Source organism: Lysinibacillus sp. JK80 (genome assembly GCF_027557635.1).
GTDB classification, from domain to species: domain Bacteria; phylum Bacillota; class Bacilli; order Bacillales_A; family Planococcaceae; genus Lysinibacillus; species Lysinibacillus capsici.
This window is the reverse complement of record NZ_CP058997.1, coordinates 2,289,889-2,312,855: the sequence shown is the minus strand read 5'-3', so window position 1 is coordinate 2,312,855 and position 22,967 is coordinate 2,289,889. Positions and strand designations below refer to the sequence as shown.

23 protein-coding genes, 1 pseudogene and 1 other annotated feature are annotated in these 22,967 nt (G+C 37.3%); of the genes and pseudogenes, 17 read left to right on the top strand and 7 right to left on the bottom strand.

The annotated features are described in order from the left end of the window. Nucleotides 1–128: 128 nt before the first annotated feature. Complete coding sequence (locus HXV90_RS11980) at nt 129–2,255, top strand: ATP-dependent Clp protease ATP-binding subunit (protein ID WP_269898998.1); 2,127 nt, start codon at nt 129–131, stop codon at nt 2,253–2,255. Nucleotides 2,256–2,304: 49 nt separating this feature from the next. Here HXV90_RS11980 and HXV90_RS11975 read toward each other — a convergent pair whose 3' ends face one another. Beyond that, nucleotides 2,305–2,499 carry a YjzD family protein gene (locus HXV90_RS11975; protein ID WP_004227469.1) on the bottom strand — a complete coding sequence of 65 codons (195 nt, stop codon included), beginning with the start codon at nt 2,497–2,499 and terminating at the stop codon, nt 2,305–2,307. Nucleotides 2,500–2,964: 465 nt separating this feature from the next. On the opposite strand from HXV90_RS11975, the gene HXV90_RS11970 reads away from it, so the two are divergent. The 3 genes from HXV90_RS11970 (at nt 2,965) to HXV90_RS11960 (ending at nt 5,503) form a co-directional block, all read left to right on the top strand. Next, nucleotides 2,965–3,903, top strand: a complete 939-nt coding sequence (locus tag HXV90_RS11970; RefSeq protein WP_048392032.1) for a beta-ketoacyl-ACP synthase III — start codon at nt 2,965–2,967, stop codon at nt 3,901–3,903. Between the two features lie 30 nt (nt 3,904–3,933). Continuing rightward, nucleotides 3,934–5,175 (top strand): beta-ketoacyl-ACP synthase II, encoded by a 1,242-nt coding sequence (fabF, locus tag HXV90_RS11965; RefSeq protein ID WP_048392031.1) that lies wholly within the window; start codon nt 3,934–3,936, stop codon nt 5,173–5,175. 106 nt (nt 5,176–5,281) lie between these two features. Beyond that, on the top strand, nt 5,282–5,503 hold the full coding sequence (locus HXV90_RS11960) for a YuzI family membrane protein (RefSeq protein ID WP_016994330.1): 222 nt from the start codon (nt 5,282–5,284) through the stop codon (nt 5,501–5,503). Between the two features lie 2 nt (nt 5,504–5,505). On the opposite strand, the gene trpS is transcribed toward HXV90_RS11960, so the two are convergent. Then, nucleotides 5,506–6,495: a tryptophan--tRNA ligase gene (gene trpS / locus HXV90_RS11955; RefSeq protein WP_048392030.1), complete on the bottom strand. Its 990-nt coding sequence runs from the start codon at nt 6,493–6,495 to the stop codon at nt 5,506–5,508. Between the two features lie 115 nt (nt 6,496–6,610). Beyond that, nucleotides 6,611–6,832 (bottom strand) — a binding site (T-box leader). Between the two features lie 491 nt (nt 6,833–7,323). Here trpS and spxA point away from each other — a divergent pair. The 4 genes from spxA to pepF all read left to right on the top strand — a co-directional run bounded on the left by spxA (nt 7,324) and on the right by pepF (nt 12,002). Continuing rightward, nucleotides 7,324–7,719 (top strand): transcriptional regulator SpxA, encoded by a 396-nt coding sequence (gene spxA, locus HXV90_RS11950; RefSeq protein ID WP_025116803.1) that lies wholly within the window; start codon nt 7,324–7,326, stop codon nt 7,717–7,719. A 433-nt stretch (nt 7,720–8,152) separates the two neighbouring features. Beyond that, entirely contained in the window at nt 8,153–8,821 is a 669-nt protein-coding gene (gene mecA / locus HXV90_RS11945) for an adaptor protein MecA (RefSeq protein WP_004227456.1), read from the top strand. Between the two features lie 193 nt (nt 8,822–9,014). Beyond that, nucleotides 9,015–10,133 carry a competence protein CoiA gene (locus HXV90_RS11940; RefSeq protein WP_269898997.1) on the top strand — a complete coding sequence of 373 codons (1,119 nt, stop codon included), beginning with the start codon at nt 9,015–9,017 and terminating at the stop codon, nt 10,131–10,133. 51 nt (nt 10,134–10,184) lie between these two features. After that, a complete protein-coding gene (gene pepF / locus HXV90_RS11935; RefSeq protein ID WP_269898996.1) occupies nt 10,185–12,002 on the top strand; it encodes an oligoendopeptidase F in 1,818 nt (605 codons plus the stop codon). Between the two features lie 391 nt (nt 12,003–12,393). Here pepF and HXV90_RS11930 read toward each other — a convergent pair whose 3' ends face one another. The 4 genes from HXV90_RS11930 to HXV90_RS11915 all read right to left on the bottom strand — a co-directional run bounded on the left by HXV90_RS11930 (nt 12,394) and on the right by HXV90_RS11915 (nt 15,199). Then, nucleotides 12,394–13,203 carry a DsbA family protein gene (locus tag HXV90_RS11930; protein ID WP_004227450.1) on the bottom strand — a complete coding sequence of 270 codons (810 nt, stop codon included), beginning with the start codon at nt 13,201–13,203 and terminating at the stop codon, nt 12,394–12,396. After that, on the bottom strand, nt 13,196–13,603 hold the full coding sequence (locus HXV90_RS11925) for a globin domain-containing protein (protein WP_004227447.1): 408 nt from the start codon (nt 13,601–13,603) through the stop codon (nt 13,196–13,198). The genes HXV90_RS11930 and HXV90_RS11925 overlap by 8 nt, the downstream gene beginning before the upstream one ends. Nucleotides 13,604–13,823: 220 nt before the next feature. Beyond that, nucleotides 13,824–14,582, bottom strand: a complete 759-nt coding sequence (locus HXV90_RS11920) for a lytic transglycosylase domain-containing protein (RefSeq protein ID WP_048392027.1) — start codon at nt 14,580–14,582, stop codon at nt 13,824–13,826. A 29-nt stretch (nt 14,583–14,611) separates the two neighbouring features. Continuing rightward, on the bottom strand, nt 14,612–15,199 hold the full coding sequence (locus tag HXV90_RS11915) for a CYTH domain-containing protein (RefSeq protein ID WP_066036269.1): 588 nt from the start codon (nt 15,197–15,199) through the stop codon (nt 14,612–14,614). A gap of 126 nt (nt 15,200–15,325) precedes the next feature. On the opposite strand from HXV90_RS11915, the gene HXV90_RS11910 reads away from it, so the two are divergent. From HXV90_RS11910 to HXV90_RS11885, 6 genes are all read left to right on the top strand, one after another. Beyond that, on the top strand, nt 15,326–15,709 hold the full coding sequence (locus HXV90_RS11910; RefSeq protein ID WP_004227440.1) for a UPF0738 family protein: 384 nt from the start codon (nt 15,326–15,328) through the stop codon (nt 15,707–15,709). Nucleotides 15,710–15,765: 56 nt separating this feature from the next. Further along, a complete protein-coding gene (locus HXV90_RS11905) occupies nt 15,766–16,437 on the top strand; it encodes a GTP diphosphokinase (RefSeq protein ID WP_004227437.1) in 672 nt (223 codons plus the stop codon). Next, nucleotides 16,434–17,228 carry an NAD kinase gene (locus tag HXV90_RS11900; protein WP_004227435.1) on the top strand — a complete coding sequence of 265 codons (795 nt, stop codon included), beginning with the start codon at nt 16,434–16,436 and terminating at the stop codon, nt 17,226–17,228. The genes HXV90_RS11905 and HXV90_RS11900 overlap by 4 nt, the downstream gene beginning before the upstream one ends. Beyond that, nucleotides 17,203–18,138, top strand: a complete 936-nt coding sequence (locus tag HXV90_RS11895; RefSeq protein ID WP_066036268.1) for an RluA family pseudouridine synthase — start codon at nt 17,203–17,205, stop codon at nt 18,136–18,138. Before HXV90_RS11900 ends, HXV90_RS11895 begins: the two co-directional genes overlap by 26 nt. Nucleotides 18,139–18,556: 418 nt before the next feature. After that, entirely contained in the window at nt 18,557–19,933 is a 1,377-nt protein-coding gene (mgtE, locus tag HXV90_RS11890) for a magnesium transporter (RefSeq protein WP_048392024.1), read from the top strand. Nucleotides 19,934–19,986: 53 nt separating this feature from the next. Further along, on the top strand, nt 19,987–20,388 hold the full coding sequence (locus tag HXV90_RS11885) for a hypothetical protein (RefSeq protein ID WP_231595610.1): 402 nt from the start codon (nt 19,987–19,989) through the stop codon (nt 20,386–20,388). Nucleotides 20,389–20,451: 63 nt separating this feature from the next. Here the strand turns inward: HXV90_RS11885 and HXV90_RS11880 are convergent, their stop codons facing one another. Then, nucleotides 20,452–20,976, bottom strand: coding sequence for a CotY/CotZ family spore coat protein (locus HXV90_RS11880; RefSeq protein ID WP_004230953.1), 525 nt, complete (start codon nt 20,974–20,976; stop codon nt 20,452–20,454). A gap of 133 nt (nt 20,977–21,109) precedes the next feature. Between HXV90_RS11880 and HXV90_RS11875 the strand changes: the two genes are divergently transcribed. The 3 genes and pseudogenes from HXV90_RS11875 (at nt 21,110) to HXV90_RS11865 (ending at nt 22,957) form a co-directional block, all read left to right on the top strand. After that, the gene (locus HXV90_RS11875) at nt 21,110–21,514 is read left to right on the top strand and encodes a YhcN/YlaJ family sporulation lipoprotein (RefSeq protein ID WP_225340734.1); all 405 of its coding nucleotides are present in this window, start codon (nt 21,110–21,112) and stop codon (nt 21,512–21,514) included. After that, nucleotides 21,515–21,968: pseudogene (gene spoVAC, locus HXV90_RS11870) on the top strand (stage V sporulation protein AC). Further along, nucleotides 21,962–22,957 (top strand): stage V sporulation protein AD, encoded by a 996-nt coding sequence (locus tag HXV90_RS11865; protein WP_269898995.1) that lies wholly within the window; start codon nt 21,962–21,964, stop codon nt 22,955–22,957. The pseudogene spoVAC and the gene HXV90_RS11865 overlap by 7 nt, the downstream one beginning before the upstream one ends. Nucleotides 22,958–22,967 lie beyond the last annotated feature (10 nt).

Genomic DNA, 22,967 nt, shown 5'->3' with positions numbered 1-22,967 from the left:
GGCGATTTCTTTGCTAAGCATTGTCGAGTGATGTAAAATAAAGTTAGTCAAAAAAGGTCAAACTTTTTTCTAATGAATAAGAATGGGTATATAAATAATGAGAAATATGAAAAAAAGGAGTGCTAGCTATGCAATTTCAACAAACAGACAATAAAAAACCATTAGAACAATTTGGACGCAATTTAATTGAAGAAGTAAAAAACGGCAAGATGGATCCTGTTATCGGGCGTGATGAAGAAATTCGAAATGTAATTCGTATTCTAACACGTAAAACAAAAAATAATCCTGTATTAATCGGTGAACCAGGAGTTGGTAAAACGGCAATTGTGGAAGGTTTAGCACAGCGTATTGTTAAAGGTGATGTACCAGAAGGCTTGAAAGAATGTGTATTATATGAATTAGATATGAGTGCGTTAATCGCTGGTGCAAGTTATCGTGGACAATTTGAAGAACGCTTAAAAGGTGTGCTAAAAGAAGTAAAAGAATCAGAAGGACAAATCATTCTATTTATTGATGAAATTCATACGATCGTAGGTGCAGGAAAAACAGATGGCGCTATGGATGCAGGAAATATGCTAAAACCTATGCTAGCACGTGGTGAATTACACTGTATTGGTGCTACTACCATAGACGAATATCGTATGTACATTGAAAAGGATCCTGCCTTAGAACGTCGATTCCAGCAAGTACTAGTACGTGAGCCATCTATAGAGGATACGGTATCCATTTTACGTGGTTTAAAGGAACGCTTTGAATTACATCACGCAGTACGTATTCATGACAGAGCAATTGTTGCGGCAGCAGAACTATCCAATCGCTATATTACAGAACGATTTTTACCTGATAAGGCCATTGATTTAATTGATGAGGCTTGTGCAATGATTCGTACAGAAATTGATTCAATGCCACAGGAATTAGACGCAGTCACACGTCGTATTATGCAGCTTGAAATTGAGGAACAGGCATTGCGTAAGGAAAAGGACGAGGCAAGTAAAAAACGTCTGGAGCAATTACGCGAAGAATTAACTAAGTTAAAAGAATCATCTAAGGGCATGCGACAACAATGGGAAGCAGAAAAAGAAAAACTACACGATATTCAGAAAAAACGTGAAACATTGGATAAATATCGTCGTGATCTAGATGAGGCAGAAAGTAAATATGATCTAAATAAAGCTGCTGAATTACGTCATGGTAAAATTCCAACACTTGAAAAAGACATTCAGGTACTTGAAAAGGAATTAGAGAACGGTGCAGAATCTCGTATTTTACGTGAAGAGGTAACAGCAGATGAAATCGCTGCAATTGTTTCACGTTGGACAGGAATCCCTGTAACAAAATTAGTAGAGGGTGAGCGTGAAAAACTATTACGTTTAAAGGATACATTACATGAACGTGTGGTTGGACAAGATACAGCAGTTCAATTAGTGACAGAAGCGGTATGGCGTGCACGTGCAGGTATCAAAGATCCACACCGACCTATTGGTAGCTTTTTATTTTTAGGTCCAACTGGTGTAGGTAAAACAGAACTTGCCAAGGCACTTGCTGCACAGTTATTTGATTCAGAAGATCACTTTATTCGGATTGATATGAGTGAATACATGGAGAAACATAGTGTGTCTCGACTTGTTGGGGCTCCTCCAGGCTATGTGGGCTATGAGGAAGGTGGACAGCTAACGGAAGCAGTTCGCCGAAATCCTTATTCTGTGGTGCTACTAGACGAGATTGAAAAAGCTCATCCTGATGTGGCGAACATTTTATTGCAAATTTTAGATGATGGGCGCATTACAGATAGTCAGGGACGAATGGTGAATTTTACAAATACAGTAGTCATTTTAACTTCGAATATCGGATCAAGTTATTTAATGGAGGCAAAGGAAAATGATGCGGCTGTGGAGGACTTAGTCATGTCAGCCCTACGACAACATTTTAAACCTGAGCTATTAAACAGAATGGATGATATCATCTTCTTCCATGCATTATCTACTAAACATTTTACTGCGATTGCCTGGAAGTATGTGGAGCAATTGATTAAACGTGTCGCAGAGCAAGAAATTACTTTATCTGTCGAGCAAGAAGTCATTGATTGGGTAGTAGAGCAAGGTGCAGATGCCCAATTTGGAGCAAGACCACTAAAACGCTTTGTACAGCGACATATCGAAACAGCCGTTGCTAAAGAACTATTACGCGGAGAAGTTTTACCAGGGGAGACGTTGCATGTGAAAATGCATGAGGGTCAATGTGTTGTGGAAAAATAACAGAAAAAACCTGTTCGGCATGAAGCTGAACAGGCTTTTTCTAGCTGAATTAATGATGGTCTGCAGCTTCTGGTGTAGGGTCGTTTGGAATGATTGCTCCAATAATAAAGATAAGGATGGAGAATACAACAGAAACGATTGCCCCAGTTTTGAAATCAAATGGTACACCAAGTACAGAGCTGACTACGTAGTTTAACATAGAAACTAGTAGGAATGACCATATGAACGTTACGATATATTGCATTAATTTCACCTCAACCGAACTTTTTTCATCATAAGGTTTTACTCATATTCATTATCATATCATAACATAAATCAAAAAAAAATGAACCATTTATGTGAAACATGGCGATTTTGTCACAACAAATATGAGATTTAGTATTTTATGTTTAGTAATGTAAAGTATTTAGGAACAGCTCTGAAATAGGGGAATGCGCTCCTAAGCGGGTGAAAAGTGCTCCAAAAGGGAAGAACACCGCTCATACATGATGCAAGGTGCTTTGAAAAATAATGAACAAGCTCAACAAAGTACGATAGATAAAGCTCTAAACAGAATAACCTCATTCCATAAAATTCTTCACTTCTATATTCAAAGAACACTACCCTCAGCCGCATAAATTTTAAATCATCTTGCGTCATTCCTTTTATATGCGTTATAATTATGACCAGTTACTAATAATTGATAGTAAGAAAGCTGAGGGGTTGCTATATGAACGCTGGTATTATAGGAATAGGCAAATATGTTCCTGAGAAGGTCGTTACAAATTTTGATTTGGAAAAAATCATGGATACTTCTGATGAATGGATTCGTACTCGAACAGGCATTGAAGAACGTCATTTTGCGGCAGATGATCAGGAAACTTCAGATTTGGCAGTAGCTGCTGCAAAAGAAGCTATTGCAAATGCGGGTATTACGCCTGAGGAAATTGGTTTAATTCTTGTAGCAACTGTCACACAGGATCAAACTTTTCCAAGTGTAGCTTGTATGATTCAGGAACAAATCGGAGCAGTAAATGCTGCAGCAATGGATCAAGCAGCAGCATGTGCAGGATTTATATATAGTTTAGTGACAGCAAAGCACTTTGTTGAGGCAAATGCTTATAAATATGTCTTAGTAGTAGGTGTTGAAAAGCTGTCGAAAGTCGTTGATTGGGAAGATCGCAATACAGCTGTATTATTTGGCGATGGTGCCAGTGCAGCTATCATTGGGCAAGTCTCTGAAGGTAGAGGTATTCTATCCTTCGAACTTGGTGCAGACGGTACAGGCGGAAAGAATCTTTATTTAACGAAGCAAGATACAATTGCGATGAATGGTCGTGAAGTGTTTAAATTTGCTGTTCGACAAATGGGTGAATCGGCTGTTAATGTATTAGAGAAAGCGGGATTAACAAAAGAAGACGTTGATTTCCTAGTGCCACATCAGGCAAATATACGTATTATGGAATCTGCACGTGAGCGTTTAGAGCTACCACCAGAAAAAATGTCAAAAACGATTCATAAATATGGAAATACTTCAGCAGCATCTATTGGTATTTCCTTGGTAGATGAGCTCGAAGCAGGTAAGATTAAAGAGGATGATTTATTAGTCCTTGTAGGTTTTGGTGGCGGCTTAACATGGGGTGCCGTAGCCATGAGATGGGGAAAATAAGTAGGAAAAATGCTTGAGGGGAGTAAGACAATGAGTAAAAGACGAGTAGTAATTACAGGAATTGGCGCAGTTACACCACTAGGAAATAGCATCGAAGAAACATGGGCAAACATTAAAGCTGGTAAATCTGGCATTGGTGAGCTGACACGTTTAAATAAAGATCTTTTTGCCGCAAAAATCGCCGCAGAAGTGAAGGATTTTGATATTGAAAAATACATTGATCGTAAGGAAGCACGTAAAATGGATCGCTTCACACAATACGCATTAGCGGCTTCTATTATGGCAATGGAAGATGCACAGCTAACAATTGATGAAGAGCTAGCTCCACGTGCAGGTGTATGGATTGGTTCTGGTATCGGTGGAATGGAAACATATGAACAACAATTTTTAACATTCCAAGAGCGTGGCGCAAGACGTGTTAGTCCTTTCTTTATCCCAATGATGATTCCTGATATGGCATCGGGCCAAGTCTCTATTCACTTTGGTGCAAAGGGGATTAATTCTTGTTCTGTAACGGCATGTGCTTCAGGCACAAACTCTATTGGTGATGCCTTTAAAGTAATTGAGCGTGGAGATGCTGATGTTATGATTTCTGGTGGTGCTGAATCACCAATCGTAACAATGGCGGTTGCAGGTTTTTGTGCCAATACAGCACTATCATTAAATCAAGATCCACAAGCAGCATGTCGCCCATTCGATAAAAACCGAGATGGCTTTATTATCGGAGAAGGAGCGGGTATTGTCATTTTAGAAGAATATGAACATGCAAAAGCTCGTGGTGCCAAAATCTATGCTGAAGTTTTAGGTTATGGTGCAACTGGGGATGCGCATCACATTACGGCTCCAGCTCCAGAGGGTGAAGGTGCAGCACGTGCGATGACGCAAGCATTAACAGATGGTGGCGTAGAGCCATCACAAGTTGATTATATTAATGCCCATGGTACAAGTACGCCATATAACGATTTATTCGAAACACAAGCTGTGAAAACTGCTTTTGGTGATCATGCGTATAACCTTGCAATGAGCTCAACAAAATCTATGACGGGTCACTTATTAGGAGCAGCAGGTGGTGTGGAAGCTATTTTCACAGCATTAGCCCTTAAAGAAGGGATTTTACCACCTACAATCAATTTAAAAGATCCTGATCCTGAATGTGATTTAGATTATGTTCCAAACGAAGCAAGAGAAGCAAATATTCAATATGCAATGAGTAATTCTCTTGGTTTTGGTGGTCATAATGCAAGTCTCCTATTCAAAAAATATGAAGCATAATAGATAAACATAAAAAAACGTCAGCCAAATTTAAATGGCTGACGTCTTTTTTTATAGTTTTGTGAATAAATGATAAGTAAGAAGAAATAGAAAGGATGCCCTTACTATGTTTCGTCTCTTTTTATTTTTAGTAAGTTATGGCTTAATGATCCTCTCTGTAGGGAATCTCATATTGTATTTAAATTACCGCACACTAGGTTATTCATGGAAGGTTGTTTTCAAATTTATTTTTCAAACAACAGAATTTTATATGGCGGTAGGAGCCTGTATCATCATCTGCGCAGTTGTGCTTGATTTGGGCTTTGATCGATCCTCAGACAAGCCGTAAGTTTAGCGACGTGCGCGACCAAGACCCATAGCATCTTCCATACGTTTTAATGTAGCACTAGCAATCGCATTAGCCTTTTCAGCACCTTCATCTAGAATGACATCTAATTCTGATGATTCTACTAGATGATAGAATTTCTCTTGAATAGGTGTTAGGTGTTCAATTACTGCTGTTGCTACACCCTGCTTGAATCCACCATAACCAATTCCCTCATATTTTTTGACTAAATCTTCAACGGCTACCCCTGAAATAGCTGATTCGATTGTCAATAAATTTGAAACACCTGGTTTATTTTCCACATCAAATGCAACGATGCCGTCAGAGTCAGTTACAGCTGATTTAATTTTTTTCTCAATGTCTTTCGCAGTATCTAATAAGCGAATTGTCGCTTTCGTATTTGGATCTGATTTACTCATTTTCTTTGTTGGCTCTTGTAAGGATTTAATGCGTGCGCCAGCTTTAGGTAATTGAATTTCTGGAATTGTTAAAACATCGCCAAAGCGTTTGTTAAAGCGTTCTGCAAGGTCACGAGTTAGCTCAATATGCTGTTTCTGATCATCGCCGACAGGGACAATATTTGTGTTATAAAGTAGAATGTCTGCAGCCATTAGTGGTGGATATGTTAAAAGAGCAGCAGATACGCTTTCCTTACCATGTGATTTATCTTTGAATTGTGTCATACGTTCTAGCTCACCGATAGACGCAACACATTGTAACATCCATCCTGCCTGAGCATGCGCTGGCACCTCTGATTGAATAAATAATGTCGATTTTTTAGGGTCAATGCCAGTAGCAATGTAGGTAGCAGCAAGCTTACGAATACTTTCTCGTAATTCTTTAGGATCTTGTGCAACAGTGATGGCATGTTGATCAACGATACAATAAATAGCGTTTCCTTCATCTTGTAGTGCCGGGAACTGCTTGAATGCTCCTAAATAGTTCCCTAATGTTACGATACCTGTAGGCTGTACGCCAGAAAAAATAGTTGTCATAAAAAATTCCTCCTCGAATTCAATTGCTGTAACTTGTGTCACAGCGTTGTCTTCACCTTTCAACTTGGTGATGAAGACAAAAAAACATCATGCGTCCTCATTAGATTTTTTCTAATGAAGGGACGAATGATGTTTGAATCCGCGGTACCACCCAGCTTGCCTAAAAAGGCCACTCAGCTTCGTAACGTGAAGGGACGAGCTTTGCTAATAGCTTCAAGTAGCGTTCACAAAGCTAACTCGGAAGTCCATTCCACATGCATCCACGATCTGTTTACAGCAACCACAGACTCTCTATACGTGAATTAGCATATGTACTACTCTTCGTCAGCGTTTTTATCAATTTAAATTGTTCAAATTGATTTGATTGCAAAGAATTATATTATAAAGATTCCTTTGTGTAAAGTCAGACTTTTGACGGTGTTTTTTTTCTAGAAAAAATTATATGCTTTTTTTGTTATGTAATTTTGTTATAAATTTATAATTTTTTATTAAAAAATTGTTTAGATGTACACGTGGGATTGACAATTTTCTCGATTATTTTTCTTAAATGAGAACAACTGAGATATCTGTTTAGATGTTTAAAATGCTTTAAAAATGGGAATGGTAGTAGTAGCACATAAGTTTGAAGAAAATACATCATATTTGAAAGCTGTATGAATAGACAGAATATTTATGGATAGGTTCAGATTTTTTTTATTGGAACTATATTCAAATACAGCTGAGTACTGTATAATGGTACTGTGTATTTTACATTACATTAATTCTAATTTAACACATTGGTTCTGGTTTATAGATAATGATTTTTAAATGAAAGGATGTGTCAGAATGATCGTAACCCTATTTACATCACCAAGTTGTACCTCTTGTCGTAAAGCAAAAGCTTGGTTAGAGGAGCACGAAATTCCATATACAGAACGTAATATATTTTCTGAACCGCTTAGCATAAGTGAAATAAAAAAAATTTTACGAATGACAGAAGATGGAACTGATGAAATCATTTCCACTCGTTCTAAAATATTCCAAAAATTAAATGTGGACGTTGAAAGCTTACCATTACAACGTTTATATGAATTAATTCAGGAATATCCTGGCTTACTACGTAGACCAATTATTTTAGATGAAAAACGTCTGCAGGTTGGCTACAATGAAGATGAAATTCGTCGTTTCCTACCTCGAAAAGTTCGAGCATATCAATTACAAGAAGCGCAACGAATGGTGAATTAAACCTTTCTATTCTGAATAATATATGTAATAGATGTTACAGATGTGGAATACATGTTGTGACATCTTTTTTTTATGTTTTACTTCTGTAAAACCTTCTATATGAAGTATAATAATTAATAGGGAAAAGTCATATATTTCCGTAAAAGTATGTTAAACTTGATTTAAGTTAAATAGTTTACTACAATTTCAATAATTCAAATATCTTCTGTGAAACGGTGTATATCCTTTTCATTTTATGACAGAACAGCATACAATAGAGTTAGAGACAACTGTGAACACAAAAATTCATGTTTACGGTTACTCGATGGTTTTACTGTAGTGTGGTCAAAGGTTGAAAAACAAATGCAGTATGAAGGTTAAAAACAAAGAATAAAAGCATACTAATGAAACAAACTGTTTTTCGACATATGACAGTGAAGGGAGATGAGGTCTAGTGGACATCGAACGTGTAAATGAAAATACACTCAAGCTCTTTATTACGTACAATGATATAGAGGATCGCGGCTATAGTCGTGAAGAAATTTGGTACAATCGAGCAAAGGGTGAACAACTTTTTTGGGATATGATTGATGAAGTAAACACGGAGGATTATTTTGATGTAGAGGGTCCGATTTGGATTCATATCAATGCATCTGAAGTAGGCTTAGAAATCATTGTCACACGTGCACATATTTTAAAAGACGGTGAAACATTAGATGGTCATTCGAATTTTGATGAACACAAAGATATGTTTGCACCATTCGATGAAGTTGGAGAGGATCTTCTTAGCCAACTAACTCAATTTGGTGACATGGATGAGTCAGAATTATTTATGGATACAGACATTTATGTTTATAAATTTAAAGATATTGATGAGTTAATCCCTGTCGCAAAACGAATGACAGACGAATTAGTGGATTCCTCATTATTCAAATATGAAAATTGGTACTATCTAGTTGTTGATTTCGGAAACGCAGATGAGGATTTAAATCGTCATGATAGAAATGCAGTTATCAAGGAATTTTTAACACCATCCAATTTTACAATTCATCGTCTAGAGGAGTACGGTGAAAAGATTATGGAATTCAATTGCTTTGAAACAGTTCGAAAATACTTTGCATAGGCAATGAAACACTAATTATTTTAGACTGTAGTGAAACTCGTAAATGAATCGAGTTTCGCTACAGTCCTTTTTTATGTTTTCAGCATCAAAGAGCTTGAATAAGAGCGCATTTTTAAAATTTCAAGAAAAAGGTGCTTTATTTTTGTTAGTGAAAATCCATTCTATTATAGTTGGCTAAAAAGGAGCTGATACTATGCTGATTGCCTATAACAATCAACAGCAACTATTTCTCCCATATCAATATACGAGGAAAGCTTTACAGCGATATAGGCGGCAAATGAAATTTTATTGCCCTCAATGTTTAGAACAAGTTCAATTGAAAATAGGTAACTATAATATTCCCCACTTTGCTCACTTCACAAAAAATCAATGTTCACAGCTGTTCGCAGAAAATGAATCTAAAATACATTTACAAGGTAAAGTGCAATTATATGAGTGGCTCCAAAAGCATGGACATCAGGTGAAACTAGAACCATATTTAAAGGAGGTTTCTCAGCGCCCAGATTTGCTTGTTACACTCGATAAGGAGCAGTTTGCAGTTGAATTTCAATGTAGTACTATCTCTCATGAAAAATGGCATCAACGAACAATGGGCTATGAAAGAAACGATATACAAGCAATTTGGCTTTTTCAAACTCCACAAGGCAAAGAAGCTGTCAACGGCATCAGAAAAATTAGAATCTCTCCACTCTTACAAAAGGCGTTTATAACGACAACGGATTTACCATATTTATTGACGTACAACCCGGTGACAGCCCAGTTTGTTTATTGGACGAATCTTCTTCATGTTCATGGGCATACTTTCATAGGTAAAGTACAGAAAATTTCGGTCGATCTACAACATTTCCCTTTTTATAGACCTCAACGTATTACCCCAGAAGAATTTCGACGCTATTGGCAGCTCTATAAACAGACTTGTAGGCAATTTGCGCATAGTCGTCTTTTACATAGCAAGAAGGGGGCACAAGATCCATTTTTACGTAATTGCTATGAATTAAATCTTTCTCTTACTGCTCTGCCACCATACATTGGTATTCCAGTGAAAGAAGGAGCAGCTATCCCTTTGTTTACGAGCGAGTGGCAAATAATGCTGTTTTATTTTAGTAAACAATTAGGACGTCTTCCATTTGAATTAACAAAGGGGCAGATGGAAAACTTTTTATGTAAGCATCAGCTGGAAGTAACCGAACAAGCACTCAGGGCTATTCAAAATTATGGGTATCTTCTTAAGCGTATGCATCATGAGGATGGTTTACTAGATAATTGTGAGCAAGTCTATGTACATTTATTTGCAATTGCCACAATATACTGAGAAAATATGAGAGTAAAAGGAAAAAAGCACATATAAAGGGGGCTGGCATATATGGCTAGTAACAGTAATCAGGTTTTGGTTCGAAAAGAAGTACCAGAAGAATTAACATGGCGCTTAGAAGACATCTTTGCAACAGATGCAGCTTGGGAAGAGGAATTGAAGGAGGTTGCAGAGCTTGCTAAACAAGCACCTAGCTATGCAGGTACTTTAAATAATGGGGCAGAGGTATTATTAGCAGCTTTACAGTATCATGATCATATATATGAACGTGCAATGAAGCTCTACACATATGCTCATATGCGCTATGATCAAGATACTACAAATAGCTTTTATCAAGATATGAACAGCCGTATTCAAACATTGGCAACGAGTATCTCAGCTGGCCTTTCCTATTTAACGCCAGAAATTCTGTCATTAAGTGAAGAAACGATTGAACGCTACTTAACAGAAAATCAAGACCTAGAACTATATAAGCAATCTTTAAAAGAAATTACAATGGCACGTCCACATGTATTACCAGCCGAACAGGAGGCATTGCTAGCGCAAATGTCTGAGGTGACAGGTACAGCTTCGAATACATTCAGCATGTTAAACAATGCCGATATGGTATTCCCTCATGTGAAAAATGAAGAGGGAGAAGAAGTACAACTTACGCATGGTAATTATATCAAGTTTTTAGAGAGCAAGGATCGCTCTGTACGTGAAGGCGCATTTAAGGCTATGTACGAAACATACGGCAAGTTTAAAAATACGTTCTCGGCTACGCTAACTGGTAATGTAAAGAAGCATAATGTAAGTGCTCGAATTCGTCATTATGAATCTGCACGCCACGCTGCCATGTCTAATAACTTCATTCCTGAAAATGTCTATGATCAGCTGGTGGAAACAATTCATAAGCATTTACCAGCTATGCAACGTTATATTTCGTTGCGTAAGAAATTATTGGGTGTAGACGAATTGCATATGTGGGATTTATTTGCGCCACTAGTTAAAGAGGTGGAAATGAAGGTCTCTTATGATGAAGCGAAAGATATTTTAGTAAAGGCTTTAGCTCCATTAGGGGAGGAATATCAAAGCATCGTTCAAAATGGACTGGATAACCGCTGGGTCGATGTTTTAGAGAATAAAGGGAAGCGTAGTGGAGCCTATTCTTCAGGCGCCTATGGTACGAATCCGTATATTTTAATGAATTGGCAGGATAATGTGAACAATCTATTTACATTAGCACATGAATTTGGCCATAGTGTTCATAGTTATTATTCACGTAACAACCAGCCTTTTGTTTATGGAGACTACTCTATTTTTGTGGCAGAGGTCGCTTCTACTTGCAATGAAGAGTTATTAAATGACTATTTACTGAAAACAATTGATGATCCACAACAAAAAATATACTTATTAAACCATTGGCTAGATGGCTTCAGAAGTACGGTATTCAGACAAACAATGTTTGCAGAGTTCGAACACCTTATTCATCAGATGGATAAGAACGGTGAATCCTTGACAGCAGATCGTTTAACAGAAGTTTACTATGAATTAAACAAAAAGTACTTCGGTGATGATATGGCGGTTGATGAGGAAATAGGCTTAGAATGGGCTCGTATTCCACACTTCTACTATAATTACTATGTTTATCAGTATGCGACTGGTAAATCAGCCGCTACAGCATTGAGTAAACAAATTTTAGAGGAGGGTGCACCAGCTGTAGAACGTTATATTAATAACTTCTTAAAAGCGGGATGCTCTGATTTCCCTATTGAGGTATTAAAGGCAGCAGGCGTTGATATGAACGTAGCTAAGCCAATTGAAGATGCATGTAAAGTATTTGAAGAACGTTTAAATGAATTAGAAAAATTATTGTTAAATAACTAATTAATTGGGCTATAGGAATGTTCCTATAGCCCAATTATTTTTATTAACAGCATAAATTAAAAGGAAAGAATAATGTTTTTTTTTGATTTCTAAATAGTTTAAAAGTGTGCATCTTGGAAAAATACTGTTTGTAATCGCTTTCTATTTGACAAATTTGTGAATCTAGTATTGGTTTCATTGCTAAATATATTATTCCATGATAGAGTAATTCTTGTGAAATAAATCACAAAACAAACATACACCCCTTTGTTTGAACGTGAACATTTCTCCCATCCCCTTTGTGAAAAAGAAGCGTCTCTATCGGTCGAGGATAGAGGCGCTTCTTTGTATTTTGCGTTATCTTGAAAAAGGGACTCCATCATGATGATTGGAGTCCCTATTGTTTATTTTATTATTTAAGACGCCATAACGTAGCGTGAGTAGTCTGGATTCGTTCGATCTTTTGTTGCAGCATGCGTTTCTTTAGTTCACGCTCTGCTGCTTGCTCTGTTAATGAATAGATAAAAGCTATTTCATTTGTAGAAAGAGTATGGAATTTAGAAAATAAGTCCTCTATTGATGGTAAAGGCTGACGGACAAGCTGTTCGTTCAGCATTTCTTGTAAAATATGTTCATAAACTTCATAGGAATAGCTACCACTAACTTTTAGTCCCTCATCTTCAATACATTCATTGAAAAATACGATACTTGGTACTTCATCTACTTCCATTTCGCGTTTAATATATAAATCGCATTGGAAAGCACGTGCTGCCTCTTTTGAACCAAAGTCAACAGTAAACTCATTCATATCGAGTTGAACATCCTCAGCTATTTTTAAAAGCGTTGCATAGGAGTTTACATCTTGATGACTTAATAATACGTATTCTTGTAGTTTCGACAAATAACGCGCACCTGCACGTTTCCCCTGTAATTCAGCTGCTTTAATAGCGATAGAAGGTAAAACAGGGTGATTAATATCAAGTTCGATTCCTGAAATACAGCCTTTGACACGTTTACTTAAGCAATTTAAAGAAGTAAGTTCTGTACTTAAAACAAAGCGCCATGTGAAGTAATGGTTGTATTCAAGCTGTAATTTACGAAGAGTTGCTTGCATACTGAAAGCTTCAGGGCAAAGTGGATCTACGAAAATATACAATTCAATTGGCTTGTTTGCAGTAGAAATCGTTGGCGTTGGCTCTTGCAACATTTGAATATTATTCACGTAACAATTCCCCCTCATCGTCATTTGGCGTATTAACCATGTGATGAGCTGTTAATACTAAACGTTGATAATAAGTTTCACGGAACTTCCCTTCCAAACCTACCTCATCCATTGCTTCTGACATACACTCTAGCCAAGCTTGAGCGCGGTCAGGTGTAATAGGAAAATTCATGTGACGTGCACGCATCATCGGATGACCATGCTCCTCAGTAAAAAGATTTGGCCCTCCTAAATACTGTGTTTGAAATTGAATTTGTTTACGGGCTGTTTCTGTTAAATCCTTTGGAAAGATTGGAATAAGATCAGGATGCTGAGCAACTCTTTTATAGAACGCATGAATGAGTTCTGACAGTTTTTCAGCTCCCAGCTCCTCATAAGGAACAGTGTATTTTCGACTCATAAGTTATATGCTCCTTTAATTCTTTATATCGTAAAGTACCATATTGTATACTTCATCCTCATCAAATTGTGAAATTCTTGTGACTACCTTCATTCTATCAACGTCTTTTCGTTAACACAAACAAAGAGCTCTTTCGAATTGCTGTTCGCTACAAAAGCACAAATTTCACCACTATGGGTGAAATTTGTTGGAAATGACATAGATAACAGGTAAGATGCGATTACACTGTAAAGTAATTCATCACTTTTTTGACATAATTCTGTGTTTCTTTGAAAGGAGGGATTCCTCCATATTTCGTAACACGAGATGCGCCAGCATTATAAGCTGCTAATGCTAGTGAAGGGTCATTATTAAACTTATCTAGCATTTGACGCAAATATTTTGCACCAGCCATAATATTCTGCTCTGGATCAAAAGCGTTAGTCACACCCAAATATTGTGCTGTTTTGGGCATGAGTTGCATTAAACCTTGCGCACCCGCATGGCTTACTACAGTTGGATTAAAATTAGATTCTTGTTTAATAACCGCTGCAATAAGCTTCGCGGGTATCTGATAAGTAGCGGCTGCTTTTTCAATAATGGCAGTATACTCATTTGATCCTGCTAGTGAATTAGCATATGCTGTAGAGCCTATTACATCGTCTGAAACATAGGAATCAAGTTTGTTATTAGCATATGTGTTTGCTAAAGCTTGTTTGACTGATTCAGGTATAAACACAGCATTAGACCCTTTGTAAAGTAATGATTCTAATGGACTTTGCTCCAAAGTAGCTAATTCTTTGACGAAATTTGAATTATTTGCTGTTCCTGTAGCAAGCAAGCTTGATAATTTAGCATTACTTGCTGTCGAAGTTTCTCCTAATAATTCGTTAATCATATCAGAAAAAATAGACTCATTGTCTGTGGGTGAACTTTCGCTTGATCCAAGTGTTTGCAAAGCCCGAATTTCTAGTAAAGATTTGAATGATTGAATATCCAAGGAGTCAGACACCTTCCTTTTTTCTACTTTTATAAATTTTGTGCTTTTAGTGCCTTCATAAAACGAGCAATTTTTTTATCAGTTGGTTGCTTATCAATACCATATTGTTGTAAAAATTCGTCGAAAATTATATTTCCTTTTATTGCATCTTTTGCTTCATATTCTACCTCATAATCGTCACGCTGCAAATAGAAAGAATGATCAAAAACGAGAAGTCCCTCTTTGTAGGGAATTTCGACACGATCTGTAGTGAGAGAACCAAATACATGCAATTGTTCTAAAGGAATGTGATGAAGAGCTAATCTTTTAGCTACCTCTTGAGCATAAAATCCTTTGCCATCTAACATTTGTTGCGCCTCTATTGCTGTTATTTCATCCGTCGTTTCAAGGTGAGCATGCTCGGCGTTTTTTTCTTTGAGCGTACATTCGAAATAATCACCAATTTGTCTAATACGAAGACCACTTTGTAGGTTGCGAATTGCTTGATTAGGTGTGTCAAAATAATGATTTGTTTGACGATGAATAGCATTTTGGCTAATGTGGAACTCTTGTAATAATTGCTCGTATTGTTGTTTTGTTAATAGATTTTTAAATTCAATTTCAATTTCTTGTGTCATTTATAGTCACCTATTTATTTTTTATTTTTCATCCGTTGTTTCGCTCGAATTAATATTTACACACTGCAACTATTTACCCTGTGTGCTAAAATAAGAGGAAGAGTACAACGAAAAGGGGAACCGCATGTGCGTAAAATTTATACAATAGATACATCGAATTTTGAACAAGATCAACTTCATTTTAGTTTAAACGACAATGAAGTAAATTTACAGTTAAAACCTGCTGGACAACTCATTGCAGATTCAGATGATTTTGCATTCATTTATTTACTTGATGCAGGTGAAGACTATCATTACTTGCGTTTTCCACCGAGTAGTTGGGAGAATCTTGTACATATTTTACAAAAAGGGAAAAATCCATTGCTACGAATAGGTGAAGAAGTGATTGAGCTGACAAATTTCTACGAGGAATTGGAAATGCTCGTGTATAATATTGAAGGAAATTACAATTATGGGGCAGAATTTGTCCAGGCAGTGGAACAACACTTCAAGGCTATTCTTGCTGAATAGAAAGACAAAACGAACAGACGGTGGTGTTCGATACCGATTGTCGGGAGGTTTTTACAATGGGACAATGGGAAATTTTTTTAAGTCCTTATAAACAAGCAGTAGACGAATTAAAAGTAAAATTAAAGGGCATGCGTTCGCAATTTGGTATTGTTAATGCCAATTCGCCAATTGAATTTGTTACAGGACGTGTCAAGCCTTTAGCAAGTATATATGACAAAACGTTAGAAAAAGGACTAGCTTTTGAGCCTTCTAAACAACTTGGTGATGAACTTGGTGATATTGCTGGCCTTCGGATTATGTGTCAATTTGTTGATGATATTTCAACGGTAACTGAGCTAATTCGTCAGCGAAAAGATATGCGTGTAGTGGAAGAACGCGATTATATTACACATAATAAGCCTAGTGGCTATCGCTCCTACCATATGATAGTGGAGTATCCTGTTGAAACAATTCAAGGAAAAAAAGTAGTATTAGCGGAAATACAAATCCGTACACTAGCCATGAATTTCTGGGCTTCAATAGAGCATTCTTTAAATTATAAATATAAGGGCATGTTCCCAGAAGAGATTAAGAATCGCTTGCAAAGTGCTGCCGAGGCAGCATTTCGGTTGGATGAGGAAATGTCATCCATTCGTAGTGAAATTCAAGAGGCACAGGCCTACTTTAGCGAATATAAAGAAGCATCGAATCCTAATTTACTAACGGAGAAGGAGCGTGACGCACAATGAAATTTTCGATTCAATCACGTAGAGATGCACAATCCAACGAGCTGATGGAACTTGCTAAAACCTATTTACAGGATTTTGGCTTGACCTATGATGAAGAGACGCCAGAAATTGTTGTTTCGATTGGAGGAGATGGCACACTATTGCATGCCTTTCATCGATACTCCCATTTATTAGATCAGGTAGCCTTCGTTGGTATCCATACAGGGCATTTAGGATTTTATGCGGATTGGAAACCATCTGAATTAGAAAAATTAGTTTTGTCCATTGCTAAGAAGGATTTTAATGTTGTGGAATATCCACTGCTGGAAGTAAGGGTAGAGCATCATAATGCCGAATCAAATACGTATCTTGCTTTAAACGAAGCAACTGTCAAATCGCCAGATGTTACACTTGTGATGGATGTAGAGTTAAATGGCAATCAATTTGAGCGTTTCCGTGGTGATGGTCTTTGTGTATCCACTCCCTCGGGTAGTACGGCTTATAATAAAGCTCTAGGTGGAGCCATCATACATCCTACACTAGCGGCACTCCAAGTCACTGAAATTGCCTCAATTAATAACCGCGTTTTCAGGACAGTAGGATCGCCATTAATCTTACCAGCACACCATCATTGTGTATTGCGTCCTGTAAATGAACAAAATTTTAATATGACTGTTGATCACTTGCAAATTACTCAAGGTGATGTCAAAGCCATAGCGTTTAATGTAGCAAATGAAAGAGTACGTTTTGCCCGTTTCCGACCATTCCCATTTTGGGAGCGAGTGCATGAATCATTTGTTGCAAATGAATAACGTGGATACAAGATTTACATTACAATTTGAGGCAAAGAAAAATGGCCAATTATTACGAGAGGCTCTTCAAGAGTGGCGTATTTCTAAGCGAGCTCTAACAGCTATTAAGTTTGATGGTGGCATGTTGACTGTGAATGATGTCGAACGTAATGTGAGACATATCCTGCAAGTTGGAGATTGTGTGAAAGTAACGTTTCCTCCTGAAGAAAAAAGTGAAGGGCTTGCTATCGAGCATGGAGATTTGTCCATTGTATACGAAGATGATGCCATCTTAGTGCTCAACAAACCAGCTCATCAAAGTACGATACCCTCACGAGAGCATCCAACAAACAGCATTGCAAATTTAGTTTGTGGCTATTTTCAGCAACAAGGATTGGCCTCTACGGCTCATATTGTTACAAGGCTAGACCGAGATACATCAGGTTTACTATGCATAGCTAAGCATGCTCATATTCATCATTTAACAGGGCTTGCTCAGCGTAAGAGAGAGATTTCAAGACAATATGAAGCCATTGTACATGGGCATGTCGAACAAAACTTTCAATCGATTATAGCTCCGATTGGTCGTAAAGAAGCTAGTATTATTGAAAGAGAAGTACGAGAAGATGGACAATATGCACATACGGATGTAAAGGTTCTGAAGCGTTTTTCACTGGGTGCTGAACCAATGACACATGTACGACTTCAATTGCATACAGGGCGTACACATCAAATTCGCGTGCACATGTCACATCTTGGACACCCACTTGTGGGGGATGACCTTTATGGTGGTAGTCGTCTTCAGATTGATCGACAAGCATTACATTGTGTATCTTTAAGTATGGAGCATCCTTTAACAAGTGTGCCATTACACTTTACAAGTATGCTAAATGAAGACATGCAAAGATTACTGAAGGAATCTTCAGCATAAATTTTTGATAAAAGGAGGTGTTCGCGCAAACGAGCATCTCCTTATCGTTTTTTGAATTAGGTTAAACTGCGTATTTCTTCACGAGGGAGATTCTTAATATCACAGGTTGTATGGTAGGTGAAAATTGGATATATTGTTTATCTGCGCGTCAACAACAACTATCTTGGAGTTTGGCTAGAGAAGTAGATTATTTTTTACACCTTATTCATAACAAAGTGACAAAGGTAAGGTATAGTAAAATAGAATCGTCATGATTTTAGGCGTAATATTGAATTTTATAAAAATCTGCCCAATTGCTCATAAATATAACTTAAAAAAGAGTTTGCAGAAAAGGTACATTACACTCTATTATATAGAAGGTAGATTTACGGCAGCATTGCCCGTAAAATGATTGAAAGCTCGGAAGGAGGGGACAAGCATGATAGAGGAAAGAAATGAAAAGGATGATGTGCAATTTGATGAGGCACATCTACGAGAAATGCTGGAAGCACATAATATTGACGCATTCCGTGATGAGTTTTTAGAACTTCATCCATATGATCAGGCAACGTTTTATGAAAAGGTGGAACCTGATATAAGGAAAATCATCTATTCGTTCTTGTCTCCGACAGAAATGGCTGATATTTTTGAGGCAATCGATATTGAAGATGATGAGTATAAAGCATATCTTGCTGAAATGGATCCATCATACGGTGCAGAAATGCTATCTCATATGTATGCGGATGATGCGGCAGATGTCTTAAATGAACTGGATACAGCACAGCGCGAAAGCTATTTAGAAATGATGGATGAAGAAGCGGCAGAAGATATTAATGAGCTACTAAGCTACGATGAATATACTGCTGGCTCTATCATGACCACTGAATATGTCGCTATACCAGAAAATTCAACAGTTCGTTCAGCTATGGCTATTTTGCGTAAAGAGGCACCAGATGCAGAGACCGTTTATTATATTTTTGTTGTGGATGAAGAACATCGTCTAACGGGTGTTATTTCGTTACGTGATTTAATCATTGCTGACGAGGATACACTTATTCGGTCAATTATGAATGAACGTGTCGTAATGGTACATGTAGGCGATGACCAAGAAGAAGTCGCGCAAATTATGAAGGATTATAATTTTTTAGCGACACCTGTTATTGATGATAAAGGAGAATTACTTGGTATTATCACGGTTGACGATATTATTGATGTTATTGATGAAGAGGCTTCTGAGGATTACTCTAAATTAGCTGGTATTTCGGATATGGATAAATTTGATGTAACACCATTCCAAGCAGCTAAAAAACGTTTGCCATGGCTAGTAGTTCTACTGTTTCTAGGTATGTTAACAGCTAACCTAATGGGGCAATTTGAGGATACTTTAGATAAGGTTGCCTTACTAGCGGTCTTTATTCCATTAATTTCAGGAACTTCAGGTAATAGTGGAACACAGGCATTGGCCGTGGCCATTCGAGGGATTGCAACAGGTGATGTAGAAGAACATAGTAAATTGAAGTTACTATTACGTGAAGCAGGTACTGGCTTAATGTCAGGCATTGTTTGTGGATTAATTGTTATTGGGATCGTTTATTTTTGGAAACATGAACTTGTCCTAGGTATGTTAGTAGGGGCAGCGCTTTGTGGTTCTATTTTAGTGGCAACATTAGCTGGTTCATTTATTCCATTGTTAATGCATCGACTAAAAATTGACCCTGCTGTTGCATCAGGACCCTTTATTACTACATTAAATGATATTACAAGTATTTTAATTTATTTGGGCTTAGCGACAGTTTTCTTAAGCCAAATAGGCTAAGAACCAATTTGCTTACTTTCGCATATTGTATGGAAAAAAGGGAAGTGAGTAAAGTGGATCAAGAACCACGCTTGTTTATAAAATCACCATCATATTTTTTAAATATTTCTAAGGTGTTACATGAACTTGATTTGGATGAAAGTACATCTGTCTATGTAAAGGACACTATGTTCGATGAGCAAATAGTTGAAGAAAAAAATGAGACAGTGGATGAAGTACAAATAGATCCTTATTTACTGAAACAGCTCCAGTTTTTAGAAAAACCATTTCGTCAGAGAGCCTATCAGCCATTATTAGTTTGTTTAAAGGATGGTAGAAAATTAACTGGGACAGCTTCAGATGTACAGAATGATTCTTTAATGCTCACATCATTAGAATTAAAAATACAGGAAATCATTCATTTTGAAGATATACAGCAAATACTTTGGCGAGGAAGAAAATTGCCAACTTTATAAAAAAAGTGTACAGCAGAGGATGCTGTACACTTTTTTTATGTGTGTGTGTCAAAGGTGAAAGAATTAGTCACAAATCCCTAAGTCAACATCAGCGATACATTGTACAGCGCAGAAGCAAGATAAATCCACAGTAATACAGCTATCTGTTGAGCTCCAGTCATCTACTTTACAGATTTTCTTCATGTTGATACAACAACCATCTTTGCTTAGTAAGTCTACTGTACTTTCACTAGAGTCAAATGTACATAATGGCTCTAAAACACGTAAAGTAGCACAGCATTCATCAAACATATCTTCTACGCGGAAGAATACGGATGTACAAATACAAGGATCTGCTGTTGGAGAGTTAAAGAATGCTTTGAAAGGAGTACCATCTTTTGTAATTAACATGAAAACACGTGTATCTGCTTGTGAGCGTGCAGGACTAACAATCCCGCCTAGTGGCTCTAAGAAACAGTTTGCTGTACATGGAGAACACTCATCTCGCACCGCTTGATTTTGAATATCTAAAATAGCGCGAACTACGTCACAAACGCAGCCTGCTGAATGGATTGGTCCAATAGGATTTGTTGGCTTACCACAACCCATATTGTCACCCCCTTTCCTTGTTACTACTTCTACAATATGTACTTTTGAAAACTGGACTCGGGCTTTTGTGTATTTCTTTGAATGAATAGTTTTTTTATGTGTGGAGAAACTGTAAAGAAAAGGAGGGTAAAACTTGAGGCTACTAGGAATGACGTTACCTCTCTTAGTTGTTTTATCGCTGTTAAATGGTTGTGCTGAAAAGGAAAAATTTATCGTATATGGGTCTCCACAAAATGAAAGTGAAGTCGAAACCCTTATTAAAGAAGAAGACTATGTTGATCGCTCAACGGTTATTCAATATGACGATAGTATGCTTATCGCAGTACAAATTAAACCATGGGAAAAGTGGAAAAAAACTAAGTTAGAGAAAAAATTGCAAAAGAAATTTGAAGAGAAATATCCAAACAAAGAAGTGTTTGTCTCCGCTGATTACAAAATTTTTTATGAAGCCAATAAAATAAAAAAGGATCAGATGGAAGATAATAAATTAAGCGATAAAATTACAGAACTAAAAGAGCTTGCAAAGGAGGAGACATAAATGGAAAAAGAGCAGTATCAACAGTTAGAGCAAAATGTTACACCAAAGCCCCCTTATTTAAAGAATGTAGCAAAAGCCTTTTTCGTTGGCGGTTTTATTTGTGCAATCGGTCAAGCTGTCTCTTTTTTATATTATTTTCTTCAATTTTACAGAGGCAACAGCAGGAAATCCTACGGTTGCAACGATGGTATTTTTCGCAATGATATTAACAGGTCTTGGCCTTTATAAAAGAATTGGTCAATTTGCTGGGGCTGGATCAGCAGTTCCAGTAACAGGCTTTGGTAATGCTGTTATTTCGGCAGCAATCGAGCATCGTTCTGAAGGGCTAGTATTGGGAGTCGGAGGAAATTTATTTAAATTAGCAGGATCAGTTGTTTTATTTGGTGTAGTGTCAGCATTTTTTGTAGCGCTCATTAAATATATCCTCGTAACGATAGGAGTGGTTTCATGGTAATTGTATTTCAATCGAAGCCCTCTCTTTTAGCTGGTGGAGTGGTAGCGGGTCCTTTAGAAAATCGGAGTGTTTTTAGTCAGTATTTTGACTCCGTTTATGATGATGAACGTTGGCAAATGAAAACAAATGAACAGGGTCATCGCAAAATGATTGAAGAGGCCTGTGAATATGCTATGAAAAAAATGGGCGTACAAAAAGGTGATATCAATTATTTAATGGGCGGAGATTTAGTCAATCAAATGACACCAACTAATTTTGCCGCTAGGGATTTAGAAATCCCTTTTATTGGACTATTCTCGGCATGTGCCACTTCCGTATCTTCAGTCATTATTGCATGTCTGTTAACTGAGTTAGGTGCTGCTAATTTTTCATTAGCAGGTGCCTCTAGTCAACATAATGCAATTGAACGCCAGTTTCGTTACCCGATCAATTATGGAGCACAAAAACCACAAACAGCTCAATGGACTGTAACTGCTGCTGGTTATGCGCTAATTGGCAAACATCGCGAGGAGTATCCATCTATAGAAGCAGCAACAATTGGCAAGTCCGTTGACTATGGTATGGATGATCCTTTCCATATGGGTGCTGCAATGGCACCTGCTGCTTTTCAGACGATTCAATCTCATTTACAACAGAGAAATCAAAAAATTTATCATTACGATTTAATTTTAACAGGCGATTTGGGCCAGCTTGGCTTAAAGCTATTGAAAGGAATGCTTGTGGAAAATGGCGTAAAAAATGAAGAGCTCACGTTATTACGTGATGCAGGTGCTGAATTTTATGGACAGGATGAAGCATTCCAATCTGGTGCAAGTGGTGCAGGCTGTTCGGCAGCTGTTTTTTTTAGTTATGTTATTCAACAAATGCGTGCAGGGAGCTATAAGCGAGTATTACTAGTAGCAACGGGTGCGTTATTATCTCCGCTATCCTATCAGCAAGGCGAGACGATTCCATGTACGGCACATGCGATAGAAATTACGATGAAATGAGGCAAAAAAC

Coding starts and splice junctions, on each gene's coding strand:
- HXV90_RS11980 (WP_269898998.1), top strand. CDS start 129: ATGCAATTTCAACAAACAGACAATAAAAAACCATTAGAACAATTTGGA.
- HXV90_RS11975 (WP_004227469.1), bottom strand. CDS start 2,499: ATGCAATATATCGTAACGTTCATATGGTCATTCCTACTAGTTTCTATG.
- HXV90_RS11970 (WP_048392032.1), top strand. CDS start 2,965: ATGAACGCTGGTATTATAGGAATAGGCAAATATGTTCCTGAGAAGGTC.
- fabF (WP_048392031.1), top strand. CDS start 3,934: ATGAGTAAAAGACGAGTAGTAATTACAGGAATTGGCGCAGTTACACCA.
- HXV90_RS11960 (WP_016994330.1), top strand. CDS start 5,282: ATGTTTCGTCTCTTTTTATTTTTAGTAAGTTATGGCTTAATGATCCTC.
- trpS (WP_048392030.1), bottom strand. CDS start 6,495: ATGACAACTATTTTTTCTGGCGTACAGCCTACAGGTATCGTAACATTA.
- HXV90_RS11940 (WP_269898997.1), top strand. CDS start 9,015: ATGCTGATTGCCTATAACAATCAACAGCAACTATTTCTCCCATATCAA.
- pepF (WP_269898996.1), top strand. CDS start 10,185: ATGGCTAGTAACAGTAATCAGGTTTTGGTTCGAAAAGAAGTACCAGAA.
- HXV90_RS11925 (WP_004227447.1), bottom strand. CDS start 13,603: ATGAGTCGAAAATACACTGTTCCTTATGAGGAGCTGGGAGCTGAAAAA.
- HXV90_RS11915 (WP_066036269.1), bottom strand. CDS start 15,199: ATGACACAAGAAATTGAAATTGAATTTAAAAATCTATTAACAAAACAA.
- HXV90_RS11905 (WP_004227437.1), top strand. CDS start 15,766: ATGGGACAATGGGAAATTTTTTTAAGTCCTTATAAACAAGCAGTAGAC.
- HXV90_RS11900 (WP_004227435.1), top strand. CDS start 16,434: ATGAAATTTTCGATTCAATCACGTAGAGATGCACAATCCAACGAGCTG.
- HXV90_RS11895 (WP_066036268.1), top strand. CDS start 17,203: ATGAATCATTTGTTGCAAATGAATAACGTGGATACAAGATTTACATTA.
- mgtE (WP_048392024.1), top strand. CDS start 18,557: ATGATAGAGGAAAGAAATGAAAAGGATGATGTGCAATTTGATGAGGCA.
- HXV90_RS11880 (WP_004230953.1), bottom strand. CDS start 20,976: ATGGGTTGTGGTAAGCCAACAAATCCTATTGGACCAATCCATTCAGCA.
- HXV90_RS11865 (WP_269898995.1), top strand. CDS start 21,962: ATGGTAATTGTATTTCAATCGAAGCCCTCTCTTTTAGCTGGTGGAGTG.